The sequence below is a fragment of the Flavobacterium ardleyense genome (genome assembly GCF_042686085.1).
GTDB classification, from domain to species: Bacteria; Bacteroidota; Bacteroidia; order Flavobacteriales; family Flavobacteriaceae; genus Flavobacterium; species Flavobacterium ardleyense.
In genome coordinates this window covers 66,732-85,239 of the sequence record NZ_JBHUOL010000022.1, presented here as the reverse complement: position 1 = coordinate 85,239, position 18,508 = coordinate 66,732, and the positions used below count along the sequence as shown (strand labels likewise).

Genomic DNA, 18,508 nt, shown 5'->3' with positions numbered 1-18,508 from the left:
ATACCACTCATTACTACTTTCCCTTTTTTTCCTATTAAATTTTCCATTTTATGTATCTTTTATATTATTAATTAATGATGCTTTCTATTACGTATTGAATTATTACTGCGGTAAACTGAATAATTTTACTTACTAATGTTGCCATGTTTACTATGTTTTAAGTTTGTTAGTTGTTTGATTTGTTAATTTGATATTTCAAAAGTAGCATCAAAACTTTCTATATTTCTCGAGAAAATGACGAACGGTAATTAGAAATGATGAAAGGTAATTTTCAGGAAGATTAAAAAATTTGTAAATTGCACTCATTAACATTTACAACAACTATGAAATTTATCAAATTAATTGTATTACTATTTGTAGTACAGCTGCAAGCACAACAAGGAGGCATGTGGATTCCATCCTTATTAAAAGGTGCCAACGAGAAAGAAATGAAAGCTTTAGGAATGAAAATCAGTGCCGACGATATTTATTCGGCCAATCATTCTAGCTTAAAAGATGCTGTTCCCCATTTTGATGGTGGATGTACAGCTGAAATGATTTCACCAAAAGGACTTTTACTAACTAATCACCACTGTGGTTATGACAACATTCAAAGTCATTCTACTGTTGAAAACGATTATTTAACTAATGGTTTCTGGGCATATAACATGGAGCAAGAATTACCTAACAAAGATTTGACGGTAACTTTCATTATCAAAATTCATGATGTGACCAATAAAATATTTGAAGGTGTTTTAAATCTTCCGACTGAGAGCGATAAACAAAAGAAGATCCAACAAAACATTTCAGAAGTAAGTAAGAATTTCACAAGAGAAGCTTGGCAAGATGCTATGATTCGTGCTTTTTATGACGGTAACCAATATTTACTATTTGTTACTGAAACATTTAAAGACGTTCGTTTAGTAGGTGCGCCACCTAGTTCAATTGGAAAATTTGGATCAGATACAGACAACTGGGTTTGGCCACGTCATACTGGAGATTTTGCTTTATTCAGAATTTACGCAGATAAAGACAACCGTCCGGCAGCATTTTCAAAGGACAACTTTCCTTACAAACCAAAACGCTATTTGCCAGTTTCTGCACAAGGAATTCAGGAAAATGACTTTACTATGGTTATGGGATATCCTGGAAGAACGCAAGAATATTTACCTTCTTTCGCAGTGGAACAAATTGTAAACGATTTAAATCCAGCAAAAATTGAAATTCGTGATGCTGCTTTAAAAGTGCAAGATGGTTTCATGAGAAAAGACAATGCTATTAAAATTCAATATGCTTCGAAATACGCAGGTGTTGCGAATTATTATAAGAAATGGATTGGCGAAACTAAAGGATTAAAAAAATCAAATGCAGTAGCCGTTAAAAAAGAATTTGAAAAAAAATTCCAACAACGTGTTCTTAAAGCAGGAAAAGAACCAGAATACGGATCGCTTCTAACTGATTTCGAAAAAAACTATGCCGATATTCAAGAATATGCTTTAGCAAGAGACTATTTTTCTGAAGTAGTATTAAGAAATGCTGAAATTTTAACTTTCGGATACCGTTTATATCAATTAGAGCAAGTTTACAACTCAAAGGGAGAACAAGCCTTTACAGATCGCAAGAACAACCTAATAAGTAGTTTTGAAGCAATATATAAAGATTATAGTCCAGAAGTAGACGAGAAGGTTTTTGAACAGCTTATCGACTTGTATGCTAAAAAATCTCCAAAACAGTTTTTACCTAAAAGTTTAAACAACCTTAATGCTTCCGCTTTAACTACTTCTATTTTTAGTTCTTCTAAACTAACGAACTATACTGGTTTAAGAGATTTACTAAAAGGTGATGCAAAAACTGTTCTAAAAAAAATAAATCAAGATAAAGCTTACCAATTGGTTAAAACCCTAGCGGATGGTTTTACAAAAGATGTGGCTCCTAAGTTTGATGAAATCAACTTAAAAAATAGTGCTTTACAAAGAACATACATGAAAGCGATCACTGAGTTATTCCCTAAGGACAGAATTTTCCCTGATGCTAACAGTACTTTACGTGTGACGTATGGAAAAGTAAAAGGTTACAAACCGAGCGATGCAGTTCAATACGAATCAGTAAGTTACTTAGATGGCGTTATTGAAAAATACATTCCTGGAGATTATGAATTTGACGTTCCTACCAAGTTAGTTGATTTGTACAATGCAAAAGATTTTGGAAACTACGCAGATAAAAACGGAAAAATGCCATTATGCTTTATTGCAACGAATCATACTACTGGAGGAAACTCTGGAAGTCCAGCTTTAGATGCTAAAGGAAACCTGATTGGATTGAATTTTGACAGAGTATGGGAAGGGACAATGAGCGACATTTATTACAGTCCAGAAATCTGTAGAAATATTATGGTAGATTCACGTTATATTTTGTTCATTATTGACAAATTTGCTGGTGCAAAAAACCTAATTGATGAGATGACAATTATCTACCCTAAGTCACGAAAAGCCAAATAATTAGAAAATTTTAGGCTACTAAAAAGTTTGGCACGACATTTGAAATATAGCATTTTGGAGGCTTAAGAAAATAAATTAAAAAAAATGTGAAAAAACATTTTGTCATGTCAAAAAATTTATATCTTTGCTCCGAATTAATAATTAACCTTTTATAATTTATTTAAGATGAAAAAAGTTGTTTTAAGCTTGGCAATTGTTGCTGCTATGTTCGTTTCTTGTAAAGAAACTGCTACTGAAGGAAATGATACTATGGATTCAGTTACTGTTGAAGTTGAAGCTCCAGTTACTGAAGAAGTTACTGTTGACTCTACTACTGTTGAAGTTGAAGTTCCAGTTATTTCTGAAGAAGCTGCACCTGCAAACTAATTACTTGCCGACAAAAAAATTAAGCTCCACATTGTGGAGCTTTTTTTTGCTCTAAAATGAATGAAAGAAGTTCTTTCTGACTTTTTCTACTGTATAAACAGTAAACACTAAGCACGTTGTTAATGTATTTTAATTAAAAAAAGGTTTTAAGTAAGAAAATGCGCTGCTTTACTTCTTTGAAGGAAGTAATAAAGTGGTACTATTATTTCAAAAATAATAGAAGAAACTTTTGAAGTTTTTTAAATAAACATTGAGCTCTAAAAAGGAAATCTCCAATTTTCAGGAATTAGGAAAATACTAAAAGAAAATTTTAAAAATATTGAATAGTAGAGTTAGTTTTTTAACCTACGAAGTTCCAAAAATATCTTCTGCTGATGAGAAATCTAAAAACTCTGCTTTATCTGCATATTTTATGATTTCATCAATTCCTTTTTGAAGTAATAATTGAGTAGTATATCTTCTACTTAACGCAACTTCTTTTTCATCCATTATCAATCGGAAGAAAAACTTACCACCAGAAGATTTGAAACGCATAAAAACACATTTCTCTAAAGAATTTTTAAGCACTTCGATTTCTTCCTCGCATTCAAAACGCAATTCAAAATCGTTACTTGTAAATATTGTTTTTCCTTTTCGGGATACAAATTCATATTTATAAGCGCCACTAAGCCTTTGCGCTATCACAAATGTCCCCATACTAATTCAATTGGATTTTATTTTCCTTTCAAAAGAAAAGGATTTTTTAAAGATACTAAAAATTTCAAGTTTGAAATTTTTATTTACAAACATATAAAAACGAAAAAAGCTCCGAACAATGTTCGGAGCTTTTAGTACTCAAGACGGGACTTGAACCCGTACGGGCATTACTACCCACTGGATTTTAAGTCCAGCGTGTCTACCAATTCCACCACTCAAGCAAATTATTTGGTATAGAGCGAAAAACGGGGCTCGAACCCGCGACCTCGACCTTGGCAAGGTCGCGCTCTACCAGCTGAGCTATTTTCGCGTTTTCAATCTTAATCTTTAAAAGAACGTCGCCATACTTGTTCCGTATTGCGAGTGCAAATATAGAACATATTTTTATTCCTGCAAGTACTTTCTAAATAAAAATTCAAAGTTTTTCATAACCTTTTGATAACTAATTAATTATTTTTAAATTATTTTTTTACCAACATCCGTTTTATCTCATTTAACTTCATTAAAGCTTCCACAGGAGTCAATGTATTAATATCGATATTCATTATTTCTTCTTTAATATCTTCCAATAACGGATCATCTAAATTGAAAAAACTCAATTGCAACTCATCATTTGCCGATTTAATGCCCGATAATTCTTCACTTGAATGCCTTTTTTCCAATTGCTTCAAGAGTTTTTGTGCTTTCTGAATTACAATTTGAGGCATTCCAGCCATTTTTGCGACGTGAATTCCAAAACTATGCGCACTTCCACCTTTTACCAATTTACGAATAAACAAAACAGTATCTTTCAACTCTTTCACAGAAACGTTGTAATTGTGAATGCGTTCAAACGTAACTTCCATTTCATTCAACTCATGATAATGGGTCGCGAACAACGTTTTTGGTTTGTTTGGATGCTCGTGCAGATATTCTGAAATCGCCCAAGCAATCGAAATTCCGTCATAGGTTGAAGTTCCTCTTCCAATTTCGTCTAACAATACCAAACTTCGGTCTGAAATATTATTCAAAATCGAAGCGGTTTCATTCATTTCGACCATAAAAGTAGATTCACCCATCGAAATATTATCACTCGCTCCTACTCTAGTGAAGATTTTGTCCACAACACCCATTCTAACGCTTTCCGCAGGCACAAAACTTCCCATCTGAGCCAATAGCACAATCAAAGCAGTTTGACGCAAAATAGCCGATTTACCGGACATATTCGGTCCAGTAATCATAATGATTTGTTGCGTATCGCTATCCAAATACACATCATTTGCAATATAAGGCGTTCCAACAGGCAATTGCTTTTCAATTACTGGATGCCTTCCGTCTTTTATTTCCAATTCAAAACTATCATCCAGTATCGGACAAACGTATTTATTATCAATCGCTAATTGCGTAAACGAATTCAAACAATCTAATTGAGCAATTAAATTGGCGTTCAACTGAACGTGCTTGATATACGTCGCAATCCAATTCACTAATTGTTCGAATAATTGGGTTTCTAACTGATGAATTTTTTCTTCAGCTCCTAATATTTTCGATTCATATTCTTTTAATTCTTCGGTAATATAGCGTTCAGCATTTACCAAAGTTTGCTTGCGAATCCATTCGGTTGGCACTTTATCTTTGTGCGAATTACGAACTTCAATATAATAACCAAATACATTATTAAATGATATTTTTAACGATGGAATTCCGGTATTAGCACTTTCTCGTTTCTCTAAATCTTCTAAATAGCCTTTTCCTGTTGAAGAAATGCTACGCAATTCATCTAATTCCGAATGAACACCAACCAAAATTGCATTTCCTTTATTGATACTCACCGGAGCATCTTCTTGAATGGTAGTTTTTATTTTTTCGCGCAACAATTCACAAGCGTGTAAACTATCACCAATTACACGCAACGCTTCGTTTTTACTGTCCAAAGCCAATGTCTTAATTGGAATAATCGCATCCAATGAATCTTTTAAGAAGATAACTTCTCTTGGCGAAATTTTACCTGTTGCAACTTTAGAAATCAAACGTTCTAAATCCGAAATTTGCTTGATTTGATACTGGATTTTTTGAAGAATATCAGGATTATCTTTTAAATACGAAACCACTTCGTGACGACTTCTAATTTTAGCAATATCCTTCAACGGAAGTGCCAACCAACGTTTCAAAAGTCTGGCTCCCATTGGCGAAAGCGTTTTATCAATTACATCTAAAAGCGTTACTGCATTCGGATTATAACTGTGGTATAATTCTAAATTTCGAATCGTAAATTTATCCATCCAAACATAAGCATCTTCGGCAATCCGCTGAATACTTGTAATGTGTTGGATTTTATTATGTTGAGTTTCTGACAAGTAGAATAAAATCGCACCTGATGCAATTAATCCTTCATTTAATTCTTCTACGCCAAAACCTTTTAAAGAATTGGTTTGAAAATGTTTCATTAAACTTTCTAACGCATAATCTTCTTTATACACCCAATCTTCCAAGAAAAAAGTATGAAAATCAGGGCCAAAAACCGACGTGAATTGGTTCTTAAATTGTTTTGGAATTAAAACTTCGCTAGGGCGAAAATTTTGCAATAATTTATCAATATATTCTTCATTTCCTTGCGAAACTAAAAATTCACCTGTGGAAACATCTAAAAATGAAACACCGATATTTCTTTTTCCGAAATGAACTGCTGCTAAAAAGTTATTTGATTTCGAACTCAGCACCTCATCATTCATTGAAACTCCTGGCGTTACTAACTCGGTAACTCCACGTTTAACAATAGTTTTTGTCATTTTCGGATCTTCTAACTGATCGCAAATTGCAACACGAAGTCCGGCTTTGACTAATTTAGGTAAATAAGTGTTTATGGAATGGTGAGGGAATCCGGCCAACGCCGTTTCGGTTGCAGAACCAGCTCCTCTTTTGGTCAATGTAATACCTAAAATTCCTGCAGCACGGACCGCATCTTCACCAAAAGTTTCATAAAAATCGCCTACACGAAAAAGCAAACAAGCATCGGGATATTTGCGTTTTATCTCGTTGTATTGCTTCATTAAAGGCGTTTCTTTTGGTGTTATATCGGAAGAAGTTTCTGCTTTTTTAGCCACAATTTTTAGATTTTAAGTACAATTGCGAAGGTAAGAAAAACCAAAGCAATAGCAATGGCAAAATTCAATAGCAATTACACTTTCAAAATTCAAGGACAAAACAATGGGAGAATTCAATACTAATTTTAAATATCTATAAAATCAGCGTTGCATTGCATCCGTTTTATCGGCGTTCCAAAAATCCAAAAATCTAGAAATCCTATTTGAATCTTCGTTACAATAAAATATCTTTGCAACATGAGAAAATTAGCCAACGCAGAATTAGAACGTAAAAATGTAGATGAATTTAAAGACGCTAAAAAGACACCAATTATTGTAATTCTTGATGATATTAGAAGTTTGCATAATATTGGTTCGGTTTTTAGAACTTCGGATGCGTTTTTAATTGAAAAAATCTATTTATGTGGTATTACGGCCGTTCCTCCCAATAAGGAAATTCACAAAACTGCTCTTGGCGCTACAGAAACCGTGACATGGGAATATGTAAAAGACGTTTTAGAAGTTGTCAATAAATTGAAGTCGGAACATATAAAGGTGTATTCAGTAGAACAAACTGAAAATGCGATTATGTTAGATAAATTCCAAACCGAACCGAACTCAAAATATGCTTTAATTTTCGGAAACGAAGTAAAAGGCGTTTCGCAGGAAGCTATTAATTTAAGTGACGGCGTGATTGAAATTCCACAATTAGGAAGCAAACATTCCTTAAACATTTCTGTTAGTGCTGGAATTGTAATTTGGGATTTGTTTCAGAAAATGTCGTAAACACATAAGTCATATAAGTTTTTTATAACTGCTTTAATTTATGGCATGAAATTATAACGGAGCTGCTGAAACAAGTTCAGCATGACAAAATCAGATTTATCAGCGATGCGAAGCATCCGGTTCATCCGCGTGCTTTATTTATTGCAACATCTGAAGTAAAGAGCGAGATGCTGAAACGAGTTCAGCAGGACAAATTTGAGTTAATTCATATAAATTAGTGATGCGAAGCATCCGTATCATCCGCGTGCTTTATTTATTGCAACATCTGAAGTAGAGAGCGAGATACTGAAAAAGAGTTTAGCAGGATAAAATTAGGTTTAACTTATCCATTATGACAAAATTCAGTTTATTTAGTTGTAATCTTCTTATTGATCGCATTCAACAAAAACACATAGTCTTCTTGTTTCTTAACAAAATCTAAATCAGACACATCAATAACCAAAACATTTAAATCGGTTTGCGTTTTGATGTAATCTAAATAACCGCGATTGATTTTCTCTAAGTATTCCCCAGGAATTTCTTGTTCGTAACTTCTTCCTCTTTTCTTGATGTTTTGCAACAATCGATCGGTGTTTTGATAAAGATAAACATACAAATCAGGTTTAGGCATTTCTTTGTGAATGATGTCGAACATCGTTTTGTACAACCGAAATTCATCTTCCTGAAGTGTAACTTTGGCAAAAATCAACGATTTGAAGATGTGATAATCGGCAACCACAAAATCTTTGAATAAATCAAATTGTGCTAAATCATCAGACAATTGCTGGTATCTATCCGCCAAAAAAGACATTTCTAAAGGAAACGCATATCTGCTTTGGTCTTTGTAGAATTTTGGCAAGAAAGGATTATCGGCAAAACGTTCTAAAACTAATTTCGCATTACAATCAGCTGCTAATTTTGTGGCAAGTGTCGTTTTTCCTGCACCAATATTTCCTTCTATCGCGATATAATTGAAGTTGTGTAAACTTAACTTCTCAATAGGAGAAATCAAATTTTGAATTACTTTACATTCACTGCTATCTTCACAGTTTAGTAATAATTCAGCAATCGATTTTTTATATTTTGGATGTTCCCAGTTCAGACCTAAATCTAACATGGGTTGCAAAACGAACTTTCTATTTTGCAATAAAGGATGCGGAATATTTAAGTTTTCTGTTGCAATAATCTCCTCATCATACGAAATAATATCAATATCAATGATTCGAGCTTGATATCCTGCTTCATTTTTTCGAACTCTTCCTAAATTTTTTTCCACTTTTAAAACCTGACTCAACATTTTCTGAGCTGATTTTGACGTATGAACGAGAATGGCACAATTATAAAATGCGTCACTTTCAAATCCCCACGCAGGAGTTTCATACAATTTAGACACTTTAACTACAACGGCTACTTCGTTATGAATCAAATCAATACAAGACAAAATCGCAGCTAAACGGTCTCCTTGGTTGCTCCCTAATGATAATATAACTTGGTGTTGGTCCATGATGGCAAAATAACAAACAATTTTAGACTTAAGTTTTACCTTTTCTGTTTTTTTATGAACATGTAACAAATTTGTTGTTTCTACTACTTATAGTCAATTAATAAAAAGTATTGCTATGAAATTTTTAGGAAATGTAATCGCAACTGTTGTTGGGATATTTATTTTTATCATGATGTTTTTCTTCGGAATAATCATCATAGGAGCCATTTTTGGTGGAGACAAAGACAAAGTAAGTGTAAAAGATAATTCAGTTATTGAATTGGATTTATCAAAAGTAACTTTGGACTATTCCGGAAAAACAAATTACAAAGACTTTAATTACTTTGAGGCACATCATAATGGTGTGACTGATATTTTAAATGCGATTGAAGTTGCAAAAACAGACAAAAAAATTAAAGGAATTTCAATTTTAAACAATCAATCTAGATTAGGGTTAGCCCAAAATAAATCGGTTAGAGATAAATTAGAAGAATTCAAAAAAACAGGAAAGTTTGTATATTCTTATTCGAACAATTACACGCAGAACGATTATTACTTGAATTCAGTAGCAGATCAGGTATATTTAAATCCGATGGGTGAAGTAGATTTCAAAGGATTGTCTTCTGAAATTCTTTACATGAAAGATTTACAAGAAAAATCAGGTGTGAAGTTTGAAGTAATTCGTCATGGAAAATATAAAAGTGCTGTTGAGCCTTTCTTAGCTCAAGAAATGAGTCCAGAGAACAGAGAACAGATGACCGTTTTATTAAATTCGGTTTGGAATACTATTGTTGCAGACATCGCTAAAAGCAGAAAAATAACAGTGGCACAATTAGATGTAATTGCAAATACATTAGGAGCTAGAACTCCAGAATTAGCTTTGGCAAACAAAATAGTGGACAAAGTGGCTTATGAAGATGAGTATCATGATGCAATTAGAGCTAAATTAAAAGTAGACAAAAAGGACAAGTACAATATTGTAAGTGTAAAAGATTATGCTAAAAAAGCAGTATCAACGGTTAATGATTACTCTAAAAAAGACATCATTGCAGTTGTTTATGCTCAAGGTGAAATCTCTGGTGGAGAAGGTGCTGTAAATGTAATTGGAGAAGGTTCAATCAAACGTTCTTTAGAAGAAGCTAGAAAAGACGACAACGTAAAAGCAATTGTATTAAGAGTAAATAGTCCTGGAGGAAGCGCATTGACTTCTGAATTGATTTGGAGAGAAATTGAAATCACTAAAAAAACTAAGCCAGTTGTAGTTTCTATGGGGAATTATGCAGCGTCTGGTGGTTACTATATTGCAGCAAATGCAGACCGAATTTTTGCAGAACCAAATACGATTACAGGTTCAATAGGTGTTTTTGGAATGTTACCAAACGCTAGTGAATTAGCTAAAAACATTGGAATTAATGCGGAGCAGGTGCAAACACATGATAATGCAAGCGGTTATAGTCTTTTTGAACCAATCAATGAAAACTTCAAAGGAATGGTATTAGAAAGTATTGAAAAAACGTACGATACATTTCTTAAACGTGTTGCTGATGGTAGAAAAATGACAAAAGAACAAGTAAATGAAATTGCACAAGGAAGAGTTTGGACTGGAGTTGATGCACACAGATTAGGTTTAGTGGATGAAATTGGTGGATTAGAAGATGCTATTAAATACGCAGCAAAATTAGGTAAAACTACTTCTTACCGTACAGAAGACTTCCCAGAGTATGAAAAAAGCTTTGAAGATTTATTAGCTAATTTCACAGGAATGGCAATGTTTAAAACAAAAGAGCAATTGATAAAAGAGCAAATTGGGGAAGAAGGATTCCAAATGCTAGAACAAATAAAACGTGTAAAAAGCAGAAAAGGCATCCAAGCTATAATGCCATTTGAATTAGAAATTCATTAATAGCAACACACAAATAATTAAAATCCCAAAGACAAATCGTTTTTGGGATTTTTTTTGTAAGTTTAACTTTGCTTTGCCATAAATTTTAGGTTTTTGGTACTACTTTTGCTACTATTAATTACTTCGGCTTTGTAGAAGTATTTGCAAACAAAAATTTACTCTTCAAAAAATAACATTATGTTGAAAAAAATCTTAAAAGGAATTGGAATATTTTTACTAGTTGTCATCATTGCTTTGGCAGCAGCACCTTTTTTATTCAAAGACAAAATCAAGGAATTGGTGGCGAAAACTTTGAATGAAAACGTAAATGCTACAATTGCTTTTAAAGATGTAGATTTAAGTTTATTTAAAAGCTTCCCGCAAGCGAATGTTTCTATTAAGAATCTTAGCATTGTAACTAAAGCTCCTTTTGAAAATGATACACTTTTATATTCAGGTGAAACTAATTTAACCATGAGTGTAAAAGAACTTTTCAAAGGCGATGGAGAAGCTATGAATTTAGAAAGTTTCAGCACTATTGACGGAATAGTAAATATTATATTCAACAAAGATGGCGTTGGGAATTTTGATATTGCTTTGAAAGAAGCGAAAGACGATAAACCATCGGACAGCAAGCCTTTTGCTTTAAACATTCAAAACTATGAGGTTAAGAATCTAAAATTCACTTACAAAGATGAAGGTTCAAACATGAAAATGGTTTTAGACAGCATCAATCATCAAGGAAAAGGAAATTTTGCAGCTCAAAAATTAGATTTGGACACCAAAACTACTGCTAAATTATCTTTTGATATGGAAAAGGTAAATTACATGAATAATGTTACCATTTCGTTAGATGCAATTTTAGGAATTGATTTAGACAAAGGCAAATATGAATTTAAAGACAACAAAGCTTTAATCAACAAATTACCTTTAGAATTCAATGGTTTTGTACAAATGCTTGAAGCAGGTCAAACATTTGATTTAACCTTCAAAACACCAACTTCAGATTTCAAAAACTTCTTAGGACTAATTCCTGCGGTATATTCAGGTGATATTGAAAAAGTAAAAACAACTGGACAGTTTTCAGTGGATGGAAAAGTAAAAGGAAATTTAACCGAAACTACTGTTCCTACATTTGATATTAAAATTGCGTCAAACAATGCGTCGTTCCAATATCCAGATTTACCTAAAGGAGTTAAAAATATTATAATTGACACGCATATTATAAACGAAACGGGATTGATGAATGATACTTATGTTAATTTAAACAAATTATCTTTCGCCATTGATCAAGATGTATTTAACGCTAAGGCGAATATTAAAAACCTAGCAACAAATGCTTTAGTTGACGCACAATTAAATGGTGTGATCAATTTAGCTAATGTAACGAAAGCATATCCTGTTAAACTAGACAAACCATTAACTGGAATTTTAAAAGCAGATGTAAAAACTAAATTCGATATGAAATCAGTTGAAACATCTCAATACCAAAATATTCAAAATTCAGGAACAGCTAGTATCACAGGCTTCAACTATGAAGGTCCAGAAATGGCAAAACCTTTTAAAATCATTCAGGCTAATGTGGCATTTAATCCAAACCACATCGAATTAAGTAAGTTTGATGCAAAAACAGGTGCTTCTGATCTTCAAGTAAACGGAACTTTAGACAACTTTTATGGTTTCTTATTTAAGAATCAAATCTTAAAAGGGAACTTCAGTATGAATGCTACAAAATTAGTGGTTTCTGATTTTATGTCACCGACAACTACTACAACACCAGACGGTAATAAAACGGCAGAAGCAGTTAAAATTCCTTCGTTTTTAGATTGTACAATTAATGCAAAAGCAGGAACAGTTGTTTATGATAATTTGAATCTGAAAAATGTTTCAGGTACGATGTTGATCAAAGACGAAGCCGTAAATTTAAATAATTTGAAAATGGATATTTTTGGTGGAAGCATCGGTTTAACCGGAACAGTTTCTACAAAAGGAAAAACGCCAAAATTCAATATGAACTTAGGATTAAATGCAGTAAATATTTCAGAAACATTTACCCAGTTAGATATGCTAAAATCAATTGCTCCTATAGCTGGAGTTGTGAATGGAAAGCTGAATTCTACCATAAAATTATCTGGAGATTTGCAACAAGATATGACGCCAAGTTTAAAAACAATCACGGGAGACTTAATAGGTGAATTGCTATCGACTACGATAAATGAAAAGAATTCAACTTTATTAAGTTCACTAGACTCAAAAATATCGTTTTTAGATTTTAGTAAAGTTAATTTAAATGACATTAAAGCTGCGCTTTCTTTTGATAACGGAAAAGTGAACGTAAAACCTTTTGATTTAAAATATCAGGATATTACTATAAATGTAGGCGGAACACATGGTTTTGACCAAACTATGAATTACAACGTGAAGTTTGACGTTCCTGCAAAATATTTAGGAACCGAAGTAACTAACTTATTAGCAAAATTAACGCCTGCCGATCAAACTAAGATTGAGAATATTCCAATTACAGCATTGCTTGGTGGAAACTTCAGTAATCCAAAAATAACGACAGATATGAAGCAAGCTACTACAAATTTAGCTACGCAGTTAGTGAAAATGCAAAAAGACAAGTTAGTCAATCAAGGAACTAATGCTTTGAAAGATTTACTTAACGGTGGAAAAGGAAACAATCCTGAAACACCAACGGCAACGGATACTACAAAGACTCCTACTACGCCAAAAGAGGATGTAAAAAACACAGTAAAAGACAAAGCAACGGATGCTTTAAAAGATATCTTTGGTAAGAAGAAGAAAAAAGAATAGTTTAGAAGTACATAGTTAGAAATACGAAGTACGAAATTATAAGTAATACAAAACCCTTTCAGATTTGAAAGGGTTTTGTGTTTTATATCTGTTTGTTTTTGAAATAGCCATCTATAACATAATAATTTTGAAGACTAAAATAGAATCATCTTGTCAATCTGAACTTGTTTCAGCTTCTCATTTAACAAATTTTAAAAATACTATAGGTTTTCTGAAACAATTCTGGAACTTCTTAAAAGAATGACAAAGTACTATTTTTCTATAAGCTCATTTTTACTACATAGCCTTCATAAGTTCTAACGTTGAATACAGTTCCATCTTCAAATAGTAAATATTGTCCTTTAATTCCTGATAATTTTCCTGTGAAATTTGGCGTTTTATCTAAATTTAGACTTGTTACTTTTGTAGGAATTTGCAAAACAGGGAAATCCATTTGGATGATTTTTTCTTCTTTCGGAAAATAATCCTTTACTTCATTTGGCAACCACTCAAAAGCTTTATTTCGCTCTAAAATTAAATCCACCTGCGGCTCAGAAGTTTCAGGATTCATTTTTAGCATTTTTTGCCAATTGGTTTTATCTGCATAATGATTTTTCAAAGCAACTTCTGTGATTCCAGCTAAATATCTGTTGGGAACTTCAACAATTGGAATGGCTTGCACTGCACCTTGATCAATCCATCTAGTAGGAACTTGAGTATTTCGGGTTACACCCACTTTTATTTCACTAGAAAAGGCTAAATACACTACGTGAGGTTGAAGTTGCACTCGTTTCTCATAAGCCAAATCTCTGTCTTCAATATCTAAATGCGCCGTACTCAATTCTGGTCGCATAATCCAATCGCCCACAGCAGGACTACTCATAAAACAGTCGTAACAAAAACCCTGACGGAAAACTTTCTTGGCTTTTTTACAATTCAAACATTGGTAGCCTTTAAATTCAATTTCGATATTTTTTCCTAAAAGCTGATTGACGTTTAAGAAACTGTTTTCAAAAACCAAATAATATTGAATAGGACTTCCTAATTCAGTTTGCATTTTTGAAAGTGTGCCTTGGTAGTTCATTTGTATAAAGATTTTCTTTTTGTGAAGAATTATTTGAAAAAAATGTTATTTTTGGTAAAGTTATTATTACCATTTAATAATTCAAAATTAGAGCTACTTTAAATGCCGTTACAAATTATAAATTCTGTTGCCACTTGGTTTTTGAAGAAACGAATTCATCAAATGGAATTGTTTTTAAAATATCCACATGAAGTGCAAGATGAATTGCTTCTTGGCTTAATAAAAGCTGCCGAAAACACACAATTAGGAAAGAAATATGATTTCTCTTCCATGCGAAACTACACTAAATTTAGTGAAAGAATCCCTATTTCTACCTACGAAGATTTAGAGCCAACTATTGAGTTAACCCGCAAAGGCGAACAAAATGTGTTTTGGAACTCTACTATTAAATGGTTTGCTAAATCAAGCGGCACCACCAATGCTAAAAGTAAATTTATTCCGGTTAGTACAGAAGCTTTAGAAAACTGTCATTATAAAGCCAGTAAAGATTTGTTGTGTTTGTACTTGAACAATAATGAAGATTCGCAACTATTTACAGGAAAAAGTCTTCGACTGGGCGGTAGCAAACAATTGTATGAAGATAATAATACTTTTTTTGGTGATTTATCTGCCATTTTGATTGACAACATGCCGATTTGGGCAGAATTCAGTTCTACACCTTGTAGCAAAACCTCATTAATGGGCGATTGGGAAACCAAACTACCGGCCATTGTAAATGAAACTATTAACGAAAATGTTACTAGTTTAGCCGGTGTTCCGAGTTGGATGTTAGTTTTACTTCACAAAGCTTTAGAAACGACAGGCAAATCAAATCTGCATGAATTATGGCCAAATGCCGAAGTTTACTTTCATGGCGGTGTAAATTTTGATCCTTATAAAGAACAATATAAAAAATTATTTCCAAAAGACGATTTCAAGTTTTACGAAATTTACAATGCTTCTGAAGGCTTCTTTGCTATTCAGGATAAAAATGATTCCGATGAATTGCTTTTGATGTTAGATTATGGGATTTTCTATGAATTCATTCCGATGGATACTTTTGGCAAATTGAATCAGCAAGTTATTCGCTTGAATCAAGTTGTTTTGGATAAAAATTATGCATTGGTTATTACTACAAATGCAGGTTTATGGCGTTATTTAATTGGTGATACGATTCGGTTTACCTCATTAAGTCCTTACCGAATTAAAGTTTCGGGAAGAACAAAACATCACATTAATGTTTTTGGAGAAGAGTTAATGGTTGAAAACACCGATAATGCGATTGCAAAAACCTGTAAAGAATTCAATTGCGAGGTCGTAGATTATACGGTTGCTCCTATTTTTATGAAGGACAATCAAAAGGGATCTCATGAATGGTTAATTGAATTCAAGAATGCGCCACATGATATTGAGAAGTTCCGCATTGCCCTTGACGAAAACATTCAAGGTGTAAATTCTGATTATGAAGCAAAACGTCATAACAATATGACTTTAAATCCGTTATCTTTGCAAGTGGGAAGAGAAAATCTATTTTACGATTGGCTGAAAAAGCAAGATAAATTAGGTGGCCAGCACAAAGTTCCTAGACTTTCAAATGATCGAAATTATTTAGAAAGTTTATTGCAATTATAAAATTGAAATTTATGAAAAAGATAGTCGTTTTGGTGTTGCTAATTACCGTTTTAACTTCTTTGTTTTCCTGTGGACCAAGACGTTATAAATGCGGCCCTTATAGAAGATGCGAAGTAAAAGAGGTTAAACAACCAATGAAAATGGAAACACAAGTTAGAACAAATTTAGCACTATGTTAAAACTATAATGAATTGAACTATTAGAATTCTATAAAATATTCTTATAAATAAAAGCTCCAAAACCTAATGATTTTGGAGCTTTTTTTATGTTTCGGTTACATGATTAAGAAACTGCTTTCAAACGTTTTAATAAATTTCTATCCAAACTATTTTCTGCATATTCTTTTGTTACTTGCAAGTGTTTCTCGTTAGAGCTTGGTAATTCATACATAGCGTCGGTTAAAATAGCTTCACACAATGAACGCAAACCTCTTGCTCCTAATTTATATTCTAACGCCTTAGAAACTATATAATCTAAAGCCTCTTCTTCGATATCCAACGTTACCTCGTCCATCTCAAACAATTTTTTGTATTGTTTTACAATAGCGTTTTTAGGTTCGGTTAAAATAGCTCTTAAAGTTTCAGCATCTAAAGGATCCATGTGTGTTAAAACTGGTAAACGCCCGATAATTTCAGGAATCAATCCAAAGTCTTTGACATCTTTTGGCGTTAAATACTGCAATAAATTATCTTTATCAATATTATCTGTTCCAATTGACGAACTGTATCCAACTGCTTGTCTGTTTAAACGTTTTGAAATAATTCTTTCAATTCCGTCAAAAGCACCACCTGCAATAAATAATATGTTTTGCGTGTCTACTTCTACGAATTTCTGGTCTGGATGTTTTCTACCTCCTTTTGGTGGCACATTTACAACAGTCCCTTCTAATAATTTCAACAAAGCTTGTTGCACACCTTCACCTGAAACATCACGCGTAATAGATGGATTATCACTCTTGCGAGCAATTTTATCAATTTCATCAATAAAAACAATTCCACGTTCTGCTTTAGCTACATCGTAATCAGCTGCTTGAAGCAATCTTGTTAGAATACTTTCCACATCTTCTCCTACATAACCTGCTTCTGTTAGTACTGTTGCATCAACAATTGCAAGCGGAACATTTAACATTTTTGCAATGGTTTTAGCTACTAAAGTTTTACCAGTTCCTGTTTGTCCAACCATCAAAATGTTAGATTTTTCAATCTCTACTTCATCATCCAGTTGAATTTGCATCAAACGTTTGTAGTGGTTATAAACCGCAACACTCATTACTTTTTTAGTTTGATCTTGTCCAATAACATAATCATCTAAAAATGCACGAATTTCTTTTGGCTTCAATAGGATTAAATCAGCAGCTAAATCTGAATTTCCTGCTTGTTTTATCTCTTCTACAACTATTCCGTGTGCTTGTTCAATACATTTGTCGCAAATATGCGCATTTATCCCTGCGATCAATAAACTGGTCTCAGGTTTTTTTCTGCCGCAGAATGAACATTCTAATACTTCTTTTGCCATCTTTTTCCTTTCAGGTTTAAAGTTTGAAAATTTAAGTTAAACAACTAGAAAATTTCAAATCTCAACACTCCATTATTTTCTTATTAAAACCTCATCAATCATTCCATATTCTTTTGCCTCAGCAGCAATCATCCAATAGTCACGTTCTGAATCACTATGTACTTTATCATAAGTCTGACCAGAATGTTTAGCGATAATTTCGTATAATTCATACTTTAATTTCAACATTTCCTTTAAGTTGATTTCCATATCTGTCGCGACACCTTGCGATCCTCCAGACGGTTGGTGAATCATAACTCTTGAATGAGGTAATGCCGAACGCTTTCCTTCTGCACCTGCACATAACAAAACCGCTCCCATTGAAGCTGCCATTCCTGTACAAATTGTAGCAACATCTGGCTTTACAAATTGCATTGTATCGTAAATCCCTAAACCAGCATAAACACTTCCACCTGGTGAATTGATATAAATACTAATGTCTTTTGAAGCATCAACACTTTCTAAGAACAACAATTGCGCTTGGATAATGTTAGCCACATAATCATCAACACCTGTTCCTAAGAAAATGATTCTATCCATCATTAAACGAGAAAACACGTCCATTGAAGCTACGTTTAATTGACGTTCTTCAATGATATAAGGTGTCATACTTCCAACAATTTTATCGTAATATAAACTGTTTACTCCGTGATGCTTAGTAGCATATTTTTTAAATTCTTTTCCGTAATTCATAAATTAAGTTTAAAAGTTTATATGTTTAAAAGTTTAAAA

General features: G+C 32.9%; 13 protein-coding genes and 2 tRNA genes. 7 read left to right on the top strand and 8 right to left on the bottom strand.

Translation table 11 applies throughout. From position 1 onward, the window contains the following. Window positions 1–323 precede the first annotated feature (323 nt). Complete coding sequence (locus ACFSX9_RS14230) at window positions 324–2,477, top strand: S46 family peptidase (protein ID WP_379808846.1); 2,154 nt, start codon at window positions 324–326, stop codon at window positions 2,475–2,477. A gap of 165 nt (window positions 2,478–2,642) precedes the next feature. Then, entirely contained in the window at window positions 2,643–2,843 is a 201-nt protein-coding gene (locus ACFSX9_RS14225; protein ID WP_379808844.1) for a hypothetical protein, read from the top strand. 345 nt (window positions 2,844–3,188) lie between these two features. Here the strand turns inward: ACFSX9_RS14225 and ACFSX9_RS14220 are convergent, their stop codons facing one another. The 4 genes from ACFSX9_RS14220 to mutS all read right to left on the bottom strand — a co-directional run bounded on the left by ACFSX9_RS14220 (window position 3,189) and on the right by mutS (window position 6,568). Beyond that, window positions 3,189–3,539 carry a DUF1508 domain-containing protein gene (locus tag ACFSX9_RS14220; RefSeq protein WP_379808842.1) on the bottom strand — a complete coding sequence of 117 codons (351 nt, stop codon included), beginning with the start codon at window positions 3,537–3,539 and terminating at the stop codon, window positions 3,189–3,191. Between the two features lie 135 nt (window positions 3,540–3,674). Further along, a tRNA-Leu gene (locus ACFSX9_RS14215) sits at window positions 3,675–3,760 on the bottom strand. Between the two features lie 16 nt (window positions 3,761–3,776). Next, window positions 3,777–3,849, bottom strand: a tRNA-Gly gene (locus tag ACFSX9_RS14210). Window positions 3,850–4,000: 151 nt separating this feature from the next. Next, window positions 4,001–6,568 (bottom strand): DNA mismatch repair protein MutS, encoded by a 2,568-nt coding sequence (gene mutS / locus ACFSX9_RS14205; protein WP_379809328.1) that lies wholly within the window; start codon window positions 6,566–6,568, stop codon window positions 4,001–4,003. Between the two features lie 291 nt (window positions 6,569–6,859). Here mutS and ACFSX9_RS14200 point away from each other — a divergent pair, with 291 nt between their 5' ends. Beyond that, entirely contained in the window at window positions 6,860–7,387 is a 528-nt protein-coding gene (locus tag ACFSX9_RS14200) for an RNA methyltransferase (RefSeq protein ID WP_379808840.1), read from the top strand. Window positions 7,388–7,733: 346 nt separating this feature from the next. Here ACFSX9_RS14200 and folK read toward each other — a convergent pair whose 3' ends face one another. Beyond that, window positions 7,734–8,873 (bottom strand): 2-amino-4-hydroxy-6-hydroxymethyldihydropteridine diphosphokinase, encoded by a 1,140-nt coding sequence (folK, locus tag ACFSX9_RS14195; protein WP_379809326.1) that lies wholly within the window; start codon window positions 8,871–8,873, stop codon window positions 7,734–7,736. 112 nt (window positions 8,874–8,985) lie between these two features. Between folK and sppA the strand changes: the two genes are divergently transcribed. Then, window positions 8,986–10,752, top strand: a complete 1,767-nt coding sequence (gene sppA / locus ACFSX9_RS14190; protein ID WP_379808838.1) for a signal peptide peptidase SppA — start codon at window positions 8,986–8,988, stop codon at window positions 10,750–10,752. Window positions 10,753–10,929: 177 nt separating this feature from the next. Further along, window positions 10,930–13,548, top strand: a complete 2,619-nt coding sequence (locus ACFSX9_RS14185; protein ID WP_379808836.1) for an AsmA-like C-terminal region-containing protein — start codon at window positions 10,930–10,932, stop codon at window positions 13,546–13,548. A 259-nt stretch (window positions 13,549–13,807) separates the two neighbouring features. Here the strand turns inward: ACFSX9_RS14185 and ACFSX9_RS14180 are convergent, their stop codons facing one another. After that, window positions 13,808–14,611 (bottom strand): DUF2797 domain-containing protein, encoded by an 804-nt coding sequence (locus ACFSX9_RS14180; protein WP_379808834.1) that lies wholly within the window; start codon window positions 14,609–14,611, stop codon window positions 13,808–13,810. Between the two features lie 102 nt (window positions 14,612–14,713). Between ACFSX9_RS14180 and ACFSX9_RS14175 the strand changes: the two genes are divergently transcribed. Together ACFSX9_RS14175 and ACFSX9_RS14170 are read left to right on the top strand one after the other, a co-directional pair. Continuing rightward, a complete protein-coding gene (locus ACFSX9_RS14175) occupies window positions 14,714–16,222 on the top strand; it encodes a GH3 auxin-responsive promoter family protein (protein WP_379808832.1) in 1,509 nt (502 codons plus the stop codon). An 11-nt stretch (window positions 16,223–16,233) separates the two neighbouring features. Further along, window positions 16,234–16,401 carry a hypothetical protein gene (locus tag ACFSX9_RS14170; protein ID WP_379808830.1) on the top strand — a complete coding sequence of 56 codons (168 nt, stop codon included), beginning with the start codon at window positions 16,234–16,236 and terminating at the stop codon, window positions 16,399–16,401. A 103-nt stretch (window positions 16,402–16,504) separates the two neighbouring features. Here ACFSX9_RS14170 and clpX read toward each other — a convergent pair whose 3' ends face one another. Both clpX and clpP read right to left on the bottom strand, forming a co-directional pair. Further along, window positions 16,505–17,737: an ATP-dependent Clp protease ATP-binding subunit ClpX gene (clpX, locus tag ACFSX9_RS14165; protein WP_379808828.1), complete on the bottom strand. Its 1,233-nt coding sequence runs from the start codon at window positions 17,735–17,737 to the stop codon at window positions 16,505–16,507. 72 nt (window positions 17,738–17,809) lie between these two features. Continuing rightward, window positions 17,810–18,469 carry an ATP-dependent Clp endopeptidase proteolytic subunit ClpP gene (gene clpP / locus ACFSX9_RS14160; protein WP_379808826.1) on the bottom strand — a complete coding sequence of 220 codons (660 nt, stop codon included), beginning with the start codon at window positions 18,467–18,469 and terminating at the stop codon, window positions 17,810–17,812. Window positions 18,470–18,508: the final 39 nt, after the last annotated feature.

Bases quoted from the DNA above. Each gene is read 5' to 3' on its own strand.
- ACFSX9_RS14175 (WP_379808832.1), top strand. From the start codon at position 14,714: ATGCCGTTACAAATTATAAATTCTGTTGCCACTTGGTTTTTGAAGAAA.
- ACFSX9_RS14200 (WP_379808840.1), top strand. From the start codon at position 6,860: ATGAGAAAATTAGCCAACGCAGAATTAGAACGTAAAAATGTAGATGAA.
- ACFSX9_RS14170 (WP_379808830.1), top strand. From the start codon at position 16,234: ATGAAAAAGATAGTCGTTTTGGTGTTGCTAATTACCGTTTTAACTTCT.
- ACFSX9_RS14230 (WP_379808846.1), top strand. From the start codon at position 324: ATGAAATTTATCAAATTAATTGTATTACTATTTGTAGTACAGCTGCAA.
- mutS (WP_379809328.1), bottom strand. From the start codon at position 6,568: ATGAAGCAATACAACGAGATAAAACGCAAATATCCCGATGCTTGTTTG.
- ACFSX9_RS14180 (WP_379808834.1), bottom strand. From the start codon at position 14,611: ATGAACTACCAAGGCACACTTTCAAAAATGCAAACTGAATTAGGAAGT.
- clpP (WP_379808826.1), bottom strand. From the start codon at position 18,469: ATGAATTACGGAAAAGAATTTAAAAAATATGCTACTAAGCATCACGGA.
- ACFSX9_RS14185 (WP_379808836.1), top strand. From the start codon at position 10,930: ATGTTGAAAAAAATCTTAAAAGGAATTGGAATATTTTTACTAGTTGTC.
- sppA (WP_379808838.1), top strand. From the start codon at position 8,986: ATGAAATTTTTAGGAAATGTAATCGCAACTGTTGTTGGGATATTTATT.
- ACFSX9_RS14225 (WP_379808844.1), top strand. From the start codon at position 2,643: ATGAAAAAAGTTGTTTTAAGCTTGGCAATTGTTGCTGCTATGTTCGTT.
- clpX (WP_379808828.1), bottom strand. From the start codon at position 17,737: ATGGCAAAAGAAGTATTAGAATGTTCATTCTGCGGCAGAAAAAAACCT.
- ACFSX9_RS14220 (WP_379808842.1), bottom strand. From the start codon at position 3,539: ATGGGGACATTTGTGATAGCGCAAAGGCTTAGTGGCGCTTATAAATAT.